Genomic DNA, 11,896 nt, shown 5'->3' with positions numbered 1-11,896 from the left:
AGCATGTCGAAGCTGCGGATCGTGTCGGCGTCCGGCTCGATATCGGCGAGCGTGGCGAGTTTCGAGGCGGCTTCACGCGCGGCGTCGTTCGAGCTGCCTTCGACGATGACCAGTGCGTCCTGGCGCGCGGCGCTGGCCGTTGCACCGGGCGTGGCGAGCGGCGATGACAGCGCGGCATCCGTCACGAACACGCGCACCGCGTGCACGCCCGGCGTGAGCGCTGCCGCGTGCGCCGCTTCGCGCCAGTGCGCCGAAGCCACCGATTGCACCGCTTGCGGCGGCGCGACGAAGATCGCCGCATGGCCGCCTTCGCCTGCGCCCGCCTCGAAGCTTTGCTCGCTCACGCGGCGCTGCGTGTTGCTCATGCGCCCGAAATTGCGCATCGACCAGTCGGTCTGCACCGTGAACGCCTGACGGTAGGCATCGCTATGAAAGACGTCGAGCGAAGCCGTCACGTAAAGCGCCAGGTAGCGCCGCGCGCCGCCATCGTTGGCAAGGAAGCGACGCGCGAAGCGAAAGCCCGGAATCGCCACGCGTTCCTGCATGTGCTCGCGGTCGTACCACGCGTTGAAGTCGGCTTCGGAGTGCGCCTGCGTATCTGTCCAGATGCAGAGCTGGCCTGCGTTCGTGGATGCGGGAGTGAAAGTTTCTGCCTGGCTCATCGGGACATTCCTGCGCTGAAAAAGGGAATCGGATAGGCGCAGTTTGGCGAGCGGGCCGAGTTGCAGTCCAACAAGAAAAAAAATACGCGTTGAAAGCGTTTTCTTATCGCTTGCGCGGGCGGGCGCTGCGGGCCTTGGCGGGCGGGGCTTCTACAGCGGCGCTCGCGTTCTGTCCCTCCAGGTCGGGGCCCAATGCGTCCACGAACGCACGGGCCTGTTCCGTGGCCAGTTCGGCGATGCGCGCGGGCAGCGGGTGGCTCTGCAGGCGGTAGCTCGCCACCAGCGGCAGCGGCGCGAAGGCGCTTTCCACGTCGAGCACTTCCAGCGAGCCGTCGCGCAATTCGCGCTGGATGATCGCGGGCGGCAGCGCGGCCACGCCGAAGCCGTCGGAGACAAGGCGGATCATCGCCGCCACTGAGCTGATGCAGTTGATGCGCACGGGCCGTTCGACGGCGCGGGCGAACTCGCGCTCGATAGCGGTGTGCGGGCCCGAGTGGCGCGAAAAGCTCAGGATCGGCAGTTCCGCCAGCCGCGCGAGCGCGACGTGCTGCCCCGCCAGGCCGAGCGTGGGACTCGCGACCCAGCGCATGGGGAATTCGCAGAGCGGGTGATTGACGAAGTCGCGGTCGGGCAGCGATTCGGTTTGCAGGATCAGGTCGACGGCATCGGCGCGCAGCAGTTGCACGAGGTGGATCGTGGTGTCGCTCGTCACCTCGACTTCGAGATGCGGGAAGCGCTCGCGCACGCGCGACATCAGCGCGGGAAACCAGCTATGCACGATCGACTCCACCACGCCGATGCGGATCAGGCCCGCGTCGCCGCTCGCGTCTTCCACTTCACGGCGCATTTCATCGCCCAGACGCACGATGCGCTCGGCGTAGGCCAGCATCTTGCGGCCTGCGGGCGTGAGCGTGGCTGAGCGCGAGTTGCGGTCGAACAGGCGCACGTCGAAGCTCTCTTCGAGCGAGGCGATGCGGCTCGATACTGCGGCCTGGGTGGTGTGCAGCTTTTCGGCGGTGAGGCGGAAATTTTGCAGGCGGGCGAGCCAGATGAAGGTCTCAAGAAACCGGATATTCATGGCTTCGTATTGGCGTAGTTGTGGTTCAGTTGCAGGGCAGTGTCACCTCGCCATCATATCGCGCCGAAAATCGCCACTTTGCTGCGCGCATGCGAACCGTTGCGCGTGGCCGTGCAGGCATCGGCGATAAAAAAATCTTTTCGGCGTGAATTTATTTTCTTGTTTGACCGCATGTGCGCTGGATCGCGACACTTCCGCATCCAGCCAGTCTCCAGCTTCGTGTTGTGCGGCGAGTGTCGCTTCTTGCCGATATAACCGGAGTCCTAACTAAAGAAGTGCCGAAGAGGAAAACCACCATGCCGCGCCGAACCGCCTCACGCTTCAAGCCTCGCCACGCCGCTTTTGCCATGACCGCTGTCGCCACTGTTTGCGCGCTGCCTTGCGCGGCGCAGGCGCAAACCAGCGTCACGCTCTACGGCACCATCGATACCGCGCTCGTCTATGCCAACAACGTGGGCGGCAAGCACCAGGTCGAAATGAACAGCAGCAACGTGCTCGGCAACCGCTGGGGGCTGCGTGGCAGCGAGGACCTGGGCGGCGGCCTGCGCGCAATCTTCGACCTGGAGAACGGCTATTCGTCGTCGAGCGGCGGCTTCCAGCAGGGCGGCGACGAGTTTGGCCGCCAGGCGTATGTGGGCCTTGCCTCCGCGCAGGCGGGCACGCTCACGATGGGGCGGCAGTACGACGGCGCGGTGGACTTCATTGGCCCGCTGATCGCGGGCACGCAATGGGCCACGTATCTGGGCGGCCATCCGGGCGATCTCGACAACACCAACAACGATTACCGCTCGAACAATTCCGTGAAATATACGAGCCCCACGTGGTCGGGCTTTCGCGTCAGCGGTCTATATAGTTTTGGCGGCGTGGCGGGCGAGTTCTCGCGCAATTCGATCTGGTCGCTGGGCGCGGGTTATGTGCGCGGGCCGTTCACGCTGGGCGCGGCTTTCGTGCACGTGAAAGACCCGAACTTCTCGTACTTCGGCAATAACGCCACGTCGAGCACGACGGGCAGCAACATGGCCGCGAGTCGCGTGTACTCGGGTTACGCATCGGCGGGCGACGAGCAGATCGCGGCCGTGGGCGGGTCGTGGCAGCTTGGCGCGTGGACGCTGGGCGCGGTCTACACCAACACGCAGTTTCGCGACCTGGGCGCGCATGCGAGCCTCAATCCCGTGGGCTATGAAGGCGCCGCCAAGTTCCATAACGCCGAACTCAACGCGCGCTATTACGTGACGCCTTCGGTGCTGCTCGGCGCCGCCTGGGACTATACGCACGGCTACGGCGTGAACAGCGTGACGTATCAGCAGGGCGACCTGGGCGCGACGTGGTTTCTCTCGAAGCGCTCGTCGCTGTATCTCGTCGGGCTGTATCAGCATGCCTCGGGCACGGATTCGACGGGACATGCGGCGGTGGCCAACATCAACGGCCTGAGCGCGTCGTCCACGGCGAACCAGGTGGCCGTGCTCGCGGGGATTACGCATCGTTTCTAAAGCGCGGCGCGTTTTCATCGGCGTTTTCATCGGATGAAAGCGTACTCGCGACGCGCCTCGCTCCATGTGCTTCAATGAAGGGACGCAAAACCCAAGGAGTGCAATCGTGAATGCGGACGAGCGTATCGACGGCATCCAGCAGGCGCAGAACTATGACGACCTGCATTCGGCGATGGAAGGGTTTCTTGGCGAGGCGCAGGCGCGCTATCCCGCGCTCGAACAGGCGGGCGAGTTGAAGGCCTGCATTGGCGGCAGCGCGTTCGCGCAGGCTGTGGAGGCGTTGAAGCAGTATCAGGCGGTGACCGGCGAGTCGTATCCGCACGCGCAGCGCGTGATCGAGGCCGCGGCGGCGAAGCACGCGGCGCTCGGCGGGGCGCCTGCCGATGCGCCTATTTCCCCATCATCGCCTCGACCAGGAAGTGGAACGGCAGCGTGAGCAGCACCGTCGCGCCAAATCCCACGCACCAGAGAATGAACATCCATTTGAGGTTGTGCAGGAAACCCCGGCGTTGACCGTTCTGATGGTTCTGGTTCGATGTTTGCGCCATGACCGTTCCTCCCCTGGAATTGTTTTAGGCACTGCCGCGAGGCATCTCTCACCAGGCCAGCGCCTGTCGAAACACCTGCCCGCCGTAACCGTGAACGATTTCGTCAATCTGCGCCGGCGCGGGATCGTGCGTTTCGAGCACGAGCGCCCAGCTACCCGGTTTCAGTTCGGCCTCGATGGTCTTCGTGAGCTTGCGATCCAGATGCGCCTCGATCTCGCGCGCGCCCAGCCCCGCGCCTGCACCGATCGTCAGTCCCGCGATCACGCCGACGGGGCCGCCCAGCAAGCCAATCAACGCACCCGTGGCCGCGCCGATTACCGTGCCCCAATGGGGTCGACTGTACTCGTCCAGAACCTTTAGCGTGCCCGAGGTGTCTTTCTGCACCATGACACCGCTTTCGATCTTCAGGCCCTGACCATCGGTTTCGAAGTTCTTGAAGTCACGCGCGGCGCGCTGCGCCTCGTCCAGCGTCCCGAAAGTCGCGACGATCAATTCCTGTGACATTTGGATCCTCCCGGCGCCTGTCCTTGTCCTTGAGTCAAAGATAGGCAATTCGGGAGAAGAGGGAGGAGTTTTTGGCCACGCTGCGGTTCACATTGCGTGGCGCGAGGAGCAGACGTGTTTCGAGGCGCGGCGGGAATGGAATTCGCTCACCGCGCCCGGCGTGTCGACGATCGGTCGAATCAATCGAATCAATCGAATCAGTCGAGCGAGGCGTCGCAGGCGCAATCGAGGCTTGAAGCCTTGGCGGGCTGTTGCGCGGATTGCCTCGACGAAGCCAGCCGTTGCAGCGTGACGAGGCCGAGCAGCGCGAGACCCAACCCAAGCAGGAAGTCCGCATGGACGCCCGCCTGGTCGACGATCGTGCCGCCCACTGCCGAGCCCACGGCAATCGCCACCTGGATCACGCTGACGAACATCGCCGATCCCGCTTCGGGCAAGTCGGCCGTATCGCGCTGGATCCACACGCTGAAACACAGCGGCAGCGCGCCGAACGCAATGCCCCACAGCAGCATGCCGACGGTCTCGCCGATGGGCGAATGTTCGAGCAGCAGCATCGAGGACATGGCGGCCAACAGCAGCAGCACCATCGTGGCAACGGACTTCTTGAGGTGACCGGAAATCACCGTCGACGTCAGCGCGTTCGAGAAGAAGCCGATCAGGCCGAAGCCGAGCAGCAGCAGCGTCATGGCATTCAGCGAGAAGTCATGTTCGAGCAGCGGCGCGATATACGTATAAGTCGAAAAATGCGCGCCGAACACGAGCGCGACCATCAGCATGCTCAGGCGCGTATGGGCGCGGCCAAGCAGGTTGCGGAAGTCGGCCAGACGCAGCGCCGATGCGGACGGCAGCGACGGCACCAGCAACGCCTGCGCCACCAGCGCGAGCGCGACGAGCCCAGCGGTCGCCGCGAACGCCAGGCGCCACGACGAGAACGACGCGATGAACGTCCCCAGCGGCACGCCAATCACCGTGGCGCAGGTCACGCCGGTGAGAATGGTCGCTGTGGCCTTGGCGGCATCCTTGCCTTGCACGAGGCGCGGCGCGGCAGCGGTCGCCAGCGTCCAGAAGCCGCCCAGCGCCGCGCCCAGCAGCGCGCGGCCCGTGAGCATGAGCGCGAGATTCGGCGCGACGGCGCACAGAATGTTCGCGACCAGCAGCACGGCGGTGAGCATCAGGAACACGTAGCGGCGATCCATGCGGCCCGCGCTGACGATCAGCATGGGCGCGGAAATCGCGGCCATGACGCCAGGCGTCGTCACCATCAGTCCCGCCACGCCGGTGGACACGCCAAGATCGTGCGCGATTTGCGGCAGCAAGCCGACGGGCAAAAATTCGGCGGTCACGAACGCGAATGCGCTCATGGCGACTGCGATGACAGATAGCCATTGACTCGCGGACGTGGAGCCGCCTTCTAGTGATACGGGAGTCGTAGGGGTATCTATTTGCATGACGGCCTTAATCGTGGATGAAGCGAGGATAGAACGTGAATCAAGGCATCGAATTCTAGGCAGGGATTTGTCCAACAAAAAGAGGCGATTCCTGAAAAGAGTAGCTGGGGAGGCTGAACAATCCGCACCATGGATGCACCCAAGCCGTGCAAAAGCGTCACAAAAGCAACGCAAAAAGGGCTGGCAGACAAGATGTGTCTACCAGCCCTTTTTTAAATTCGCCGCCCTATAACGGCGAATTTCGCTCCTCCGGCTCATCCGGAATTGCAACCGCCCGATTAGAAGCGGTGACGGATACCGACGGTCGCCACGGCCTGCGAGTTCGAATCCGAAGCCGACACGCCCATGATGTCCGCGTGGATCTTGCCTTCGCCATCGACGACGCGTTGATACGCCGCCTCAACATAGACGTCGGTGCGCTTGGACAGCGCGTAGTCGCCTTGCAGCGTGAACTGGTGGTACTTCGGGCTCACGCCTTCCAGGCTCGCGTCGGTGTACGTGTAGGCGCCCGACACGGTGACTGCCGGCGTGAACGCGTAGCGCGCATTGATTTCGTAGTTGCTGAAGCGCGCGCTGTTGCCCGCGAGCGACGTCGTCGCGCCTGCGTTCGACGAGTTGATCGCCGTGAGGTTGCTCAGTTGCGTCTGCGTGAAGACGAAGCCCACGTTGGCCGCGCCGAACGCGTAGTTCAGGCCCGCGCCATAGGTGCGTTGACGCGAAGCGGTGAAGGTTGCGTCGTCGCTGACCGCGCCGCTGCTGTTGATGGTCGAACCCGAGTTGTTCAGTTGCAGGTAGCCCGCGCCAGCCTTCAGGCCGCCGAACGAGTACGTTGCGCCGACGCTGTACGCGCGGTTGTTCGAGAAGCCGCCTGCGGCGTTCGAGAAGCCATACAGCGCGTTGAACTTGAGGCCGCCGTAGTTGACGCTCTGGTACTTGAGCGAGTTGCTCACGCGGAACGAGTTGTTCAGGTTGTCGTTGTCGTACGGGTGCGAAGCGATCGTGCCGCCGTATTGCGTGCCGTTGAGCGCCAGACCGCCCAGGTTGTCGACGACGCTGTCGTATTGACGGCCGAGCGTGACCGAACCGGCCTGGTCGCTCGACAGGCCGACAAACGCCTGGCGGCCGAACATGCGGCTACCTTGCTTGGCCGCGCCGTTCGAAATGCTGAAGCCGCTTTCGAGCACGAAAATCGTCTTCAGGCCGCCGCCCAGGTCTTCGCTGCCGCGCAGGCCCCAACGGCTGCCGTTGAGCGCGCCGCTCGACTGCTGCACGTTCGAGCTGCCGCCCTGGTTGCTGGTGTACAGCACGCCAGCGTCGATCAAGCCGTAGAGCGTGACCGTGCTCTGTGCGTGGGCTGCGCCTGCGAAAGAAGCCGCTGCGACTGCGAGGGCGGAAAGGGTGTGCTTTTTCATCGTTACTCCATTGAATTGTTATTCGCTCTTAGGGAGCGAGCGCGGAGCATAACGTGATAATCGGCAGGCGTTTTTATCTTTGTGGTTCACTCGCCACGATTCTTAATGCAAATTCCATTTCCGATTCTTCTCTATTACGAACAAGCCTTTCGCGATGGAAATATCCCGTAAAACAAGGGGTTCTTTTTTGATTGGTGCGCGCGGCGAATCGCGCTAACCTGCGTGCGACGGCGGTAATTTCGAGAAATATCGGAAATCAAAGATTACGTTTTATTGCGGTTTATTAATAACGCGAGGAAATGGCTTCTTTTCGGTAATTCGAAATTCATGCGCGCTGCCTCTCCCGATTCACATTCCTCGTCTACGGGGCGATGCAACAGGTAGGCAACACGCTGGCAACAAGTGGGCAACAAGCGGCCGCGGCTCTGGCAAAATCCCGGGTTCACCGATCCATTCCCTGGGGCGCGAGCGCCCCGCGTTGCCATGACCGATCCCAACGACGCGCTGATCGCGCAAGCGCAGCAGCATTTCACCGCAGGCGATATCGACGCCACGGAACGCCTGCTCCAGTCGATCCTGCAAGCGAACCCCGATCACGCAGGCGCACTGGAAGCGATGTCCTTCGTGTGGAGCGCACGCGAGGACTACGCGCGCGCCGCTGAATACGCGTGGCGCGGCGCGCTTCCCGCGGCGACACCCGCGGATCAGTTGCAGCACGCCGCGCGCATCTGCCAGCTCGCGCACCGCCACGCCGACGCCGTCGCGCTCTACGAACGGCTGCTCGCGCTCATGCCCGATCACGCCACGTCGCTGCACGGCGCGGCCATGTCGCTCGTGCAACTGGAGCAGGGCGACGCCGCGCTCGCGTATCTCGCGCGCCTTGGCCGCCGCTATCCGAAAGCGCCGGAGGTGCACTACAACCGCGGCACGCTGCTCGGCCAGTTGGGGCGTTACGACGAGGAACTCGACGCATATCGGCAGGCGATCGCGCTCAAGCCGGATTTCGTCGCCGCGTACACGAATCTGGGCGTTGCGCTGCGCGACCTGCATCGTTTCGACGACGCGTTGCGGCAGTTCAAGAAGGCCCTGTCGATCGATACGAACGACGCGGGCGCGCGCACGAACCGCGCACAAACCAACCTGCTGTTGGGCGAGTTCGAGCATGGCTGGCGCGAATACGAATGGCGCTGGCGCGACGGCACGATGTCGCACGGTTTCCCGGACGCGACGCAATGGAAGGGACAGCCGCTCGACGGCAAGACCGTGTTCGTGCACGAGGAACAGGGCTTTGGCGACACCCTGCAGTTCGTGCGCTTCATCGAACGCTTGCAACAGCGCGGCGCGAACGTGATCGTGCGCGTCCAGGATGCGCTCGTGGATCTCTTGCAGGGCGTGGCGGGCGCAGCGAGCGTGATTGGCGAAGCGGCGGCTGTGCCTGCGTTCGACTATCACCTGCCGATGCTGAGCCTGCCGCACGCGCTGGCGCTGCGCGAAGCCGATTTCGCCACGCCGGGCGCGTATCTGCACGCCGACGCAAACGCGTTTGCTGGGTGGTCAGATGTGATCGACGCGCGGGAGGAGGGCGCGCGACGGTTGCGCGTGGGTGTGGTCTGTTCGGGCAACCCGACGCACCTGAACGACCGCAACCGCTCGATCGCGCTCACCGGGCTTGCGCCGCTGTTCGACGCCGATGCGCGATTCGTGTCGCTGCAAAAAGACCTGCGCGAGCGCGACCGCGCCAGCGCAGATGAACTCGTGCAACGCGGACGATTGATCGACGCAGGCGCGCGTTTGACGACGTTCGCGGCCACGGCGGCGCTCGTTGCGCAACTCGACCTGGTGATCACCGTCGATACCGCCGTCGCGCATCTGGCGGGCGCGCTCGGCAAGCCGGTATGGATCGCGCTGCCGTACACGCCGGACTGGCGCTGGCAGATGCAACGCGACGACAGCCCGTGGTACGCCAATGCGCGGCTGTTCCGCCAGACGCGCCGCAACGACTGGAGCAACGTGGTGACGGCGTTGCGCGAGGCGATCGATCTGCGCATCGCCGCGCAATGACACGCAATCGAGCACTGCGGCACGCTGAAAAAGCAGGGCGCGAACGCAATGTGAAATCGGCGCAACACCCGGCGTCGCGTCCTTAAACGCCGATTTTTACGGCGGCTTACGTGTTTTCGCGATCTTTCAAATAGAAAGAAATCGCGTCGAGCCTTGTGCCGCAAGGTTCGACGCCCGAAGCCCCACGCGCGCCGCCGTGCGCTTCCTGTCTCGACCCCTTACTAACCGTTACCAGACCCCAGAAACCCTCGAAATTACAATCGGAATCATTCTCATTTACCGATATCATCGCGGCCTTTGATGCAAATTGGGTCACGCGACCCGCCACCACGCTGCGGATACCGATAAATGAACCGAATCACCTCCTCACCTGCGCAGGCGTTCCGCCTTGCGCCGCTCGCTGCTGCGGCGCTCGCTTTCGCCAGCCTGTCCGTGCAGGCCTATGCCGCTGACGCTGCCGATGCGCCGGCTGCCGCGAGCGACGCGACCAGCGCCAAGCCGTCGTCGGTGCTGCCCACCGTGAGCGTGAAGGCGGCCCGTGACGCGCTGCCCGGCGACCTCGCGCCGGCCTATGCAGGCGGCCAGGTCGCGAGCGGGGCGCAGATCGGCGTGCTCGGCAAGCAGAAGATGATCGACGTGCCGTTCTCGGTGACGAGCTACACCTCGAAGCTGATCCAGGATCAGCAGGCGCAAACCGTCGCCGACGTGGTCGCCAACGATCCGGCCGTGCGCACCGCGCTCGGCTACGGCAACCTCTCGCAGACCTACATCATTCGGGGCTTCCAGGTCTATTCCGACGACGTGGGCCTCAACGGCTTCTACGGCCTCACGCCGCGCCAGATGGTCGACACCGGCGCGATCGAGCGCGTGGACATCTTCAAGGGCGCGAGCGCCTTCGTGAACGGCGCGTCGCCGGGCGGCTCGGGCGTGGGCGGCGCGATCAACGTGCAGACCAAGGTCGCCGACGACAAACCCGTCACGCGCGTGACCGTCGAAGGCAGCGCGTCGGGCGAGATCGGCACGCACGTGGACGTGGGCCGCCGCTTTGGCGACAACGACCAGTTCGGCATTCGCGTGAACCAGACCGTGGTGGGCGGCAGCACCGCCGTGCAGAACCAGGACAGCCACTCGCAGCAGACGGCGATCTCGCTCGACTATCGCGGCGACAAACTGCGCCTTTACGCCGACTTCCTCTACCAGAAGAACAACACCACGGGCGGCCGCACGGGCGTGTTCGTGGACGGCGACGAGATGCCGGCGACGCCGTCGGCGAGCTACAACTACACGCAGCCGTGGGCCTATTCGAAGCAGGAAGACACGGTCGGCATGCTGCGCGGCGAATACGACATCGCGCCGAACTGGACGGCCTACGCAGGCGTAGGCTCGCGCCATACGACCGAGCTTGGCGAGTACGAATCGCTCTACTACGACAACGGTTCGTCGCAAGGCTATCGCATGGGCGACACGCTCAAGGAGAACGCGATTTCGGCGCAGGTGGGCGTGCGCGGCAAGTTCGACCTTGGCCCGGTGTCGAACCAGATCAACGCAGGCTGGCAGATCAATCGCGTGGCGGAGTACGCCGCCTACGACATGACCGGCTTCTTCCCGACCAGCCTGTACAACGCGTCGGCGGTTGCGTACCCGTCGGCGAGCTATAGCGGCGGCAATTTTGCCGACCCGGGCCTCACGACCTCGATCCTGATGCGCAGCTTCGTCGTGTCGGACACGCTCGGCTTCTTCCAGAACCGCCTGCTGTTCACCGTCGGCGCGCGCCACCAGAACATCGTCGAAAACGGCTACGGCTACGGCACGGAAGTGCAGGACTCGGCCTACAACGAATCGGCCACCACGCCGATCTTCGGCGTCGTCTACAAGATCCAGCCCAACCTGTCGATCTACGCGAACCGCGCGGAAAGCCTCGTCGAAGGCGGCTCGGCCCCTAGCGGCACGGCCAACGTCGGCCAGGCGATCGCACCGTTCCGCGCGAAACAGTACGAAGCGGGCATCAAGTACGACGCGAACCACTACGGCGCGGCGCTCGCGGTGTATCAGATCAAGCAGCAGGTCGCGTACACCAACGCGGTGACGAACATTTACGCAGCGGACGGCATCCAGCAGCATCGCGGCGTCGAGTTCTCGATGTACGGCGAGCCGGTCAAGGGCCTGCGCCTGATCGGCGGCGTGTCGTACATCAACGCCAAACTGGTCGATACCGGCGACAGCTCGGAAGAGGGCAATCGTCCGATTGGCGTGCCGGCGTGGACGTTCAACGCGAACCTGGAATACGACGTGCCGCAGGTCAACGGCCTCACGCTGATGGGCCGCGCGATCTGGACGAGCTCGCAATACCTGAACACGGCGAACACGCAGAAGGTGCCGTCGTGGACGCGCTTCGACGTGGGTGCGCGCTACAAGACGCAGGTCTTCAAGCACGACACGAGCTTCAACGTGATGGTGACGAACCTGGCCAATCGCTCGTACTGGTCGTCGGCGCTGGGCGGCTACCTGACGCAGGCCGAGCCGCGCACGGCGTGGTTCTCGGTGACGACGGACTTCTAAGTCCGGACGGGAAGCCTGGCTGTGACGCTCTGGCTGTTGCGGCCTCGCTAACCCAGCGTCTTGCGAGTTGGTTCTTTCGCCATCAGTTTTCTTTATCGATGGCGATGATGGCGACGATCTGGCCAGTTTATCGA

10 protein-coding genes are annotated in these 11,896 nt (G+C 63.9%); 4 read left to right on the top strand and 6 right to left on the bottom strand.

Features of this window, described 5'->3' with window-relative positions; translation table 11 throughout:
* A partial coding sequence (locus BBA01S_RS42725; RefSeq protein ID WP_042297860.1) for a DUF4286 family protein occupies nucleotides 1-662 on the bottom strand: 662 nt, incomplete at its 3' end.
* Nucleotides 663-765: 103 nt separating this feature from the next.
* Nucleotides 766-1,740 carry a LysR family transcriptional regulator gene (locus BBA01S_RS25270; protein ID WP_027818877.1) on the bottom strand — a complete coding sequence of 325 codons (975 nt, stop codon included), beginning with the start codon at nucleotides 1,738-1,740 and terminating at the stop codon, nucleotides 766-768.
* A gap of 296 nt (nucleotides 1,741-2,036) precedes the next feature.
* Between BBA01S_RS25270 and BBA01S_RS25265 the strand changes: the two genes are divergently transcribed.
* Nucleotides 2,037-3,230, top strand: coding sequence for a porin (locus BBA01S_RS25265; RefSeq protein ID WP_156966073.1), 1,194 nt, complete (start codon nucleotides 2,037-2,039; stop codon nucleotides 3,228-3,230).
* Nucleotides 3,231-3,336: 106 nt separating this feature from the next.
* Entirely contained in the window at nucleotides 3,337-3,666 is a 330-nt protein-coding gene (locus BBA01S_RS25260; protein ID WP_027818875.1) for a hypothetical protein, read from the top strand.
* Here BBA01S_RS25260 and BBA01S_RS47025 read toward each other — a convergent pair.
* From BBA01S_RS47025 to BBA01S_RS25245, 4 genes are all read right to left on the bottom strand, one after another.
* Nucleotides 3,620-3,778: a hypothetical protein gene (locus tag BBA01S_RS47025; protein WP_156966072.1), complete on the bottom strand. Its 159-nt coding sequence runs from the start codon at nucleotides 3,776-3,778 to the stop codon at nucleotides 3,620-3,622. The two genes, BBA01S_RS25260 and BBA01S_RS47025, sit on opposite strands and share 47 nt — an antisense overlap.
* A 48-nt stretch (nucleotides 3,779-3,826) precedes the next feature.
* Nucleotides 3,827-4,282, bottom strand: a complete 456-nt coding sequence (locus BBA01S_RS25255; protein WP_027818874.1) for a DUF1269 domain-containing protein — start codon at nucleotides 4,280-4,282, stop codon at nucleotides 3,827-3,829.
* Between the two features lie 197 nt (nucleotides 4,283-4,479).
* Nucleotides 4,480-5,730, bottom strand: a complete 1,251-nt coding sequence (locus tag BBA01S_RS25250; protein WP_027818873.1) for an MFS transporter — start codon at nucleotides 5,728-5,730, stop codon at nucleotides 4,480-4,482.
* Nucleotides 5,731-6,008: 278 nt separating this feature from the next.
* Nucleotides 6,009-7,142, bottom strand: a complete 1,134-nt coding sequence (locus BBA01S_RS25245) for a porin (RefSeq protein WP_027818872.1) — start codon at nucleotides 7,140-7,142, stop codon at nucleotides 6,009-6,011.
* A 483-nt stretch (nucleotides 7,143-7,625) separates the two neighbouring features.
* Here BBA01S_RS25245 and BBA01S_RS25240 point away from each other — a divergent pair, with 483 nt between their 5' ends.
* Nucleotides 7,626-9,203 carry a tetratricopeptide repeat protein gene (locus tag BBA01S_RS25240; protein WP_027818871.1) on the top strand — a complete coding sequence of 526 codons (1,578 nt, stop codon included), beginning with the start codon at nucleotides 7,626-7,628 and terminating at the stop codon, nucleotides 9,201-9,203.
* Nucleotides 9,204-9,551: 348 nt separating this feature from the next.
* Complete coding sequence (locus BBA01S_RS25235; RefSeq protein WP_027818870.1) at nucleotides 9,552-11,762, top strand: TonB-dependent receptor; 2,211 nt, start codon at nucleotides 9,552-9,554, stop codon at nucleotides 11,760-11,762.
* The last annotated feature ends 134 nt before the right edge of the window (nucleotides 11,763-11,896 follow it).

Origin of the sequence: Paraburkholderia bannensis NBRC 103871 (genome assembly GCF_000685015.1) — a bacterium.
GTDB lineage: Bacteria > Pseudomonadota > Gammaproteobacteria > Burkholderiales > Burkholderiaceae > Paraburkholderia > Paraburkholderia bannensis.
Note: the sequence above shows the minus strand (reverse complement) of the source record. Positions and strands in the feature narration are given on the sequence as shown.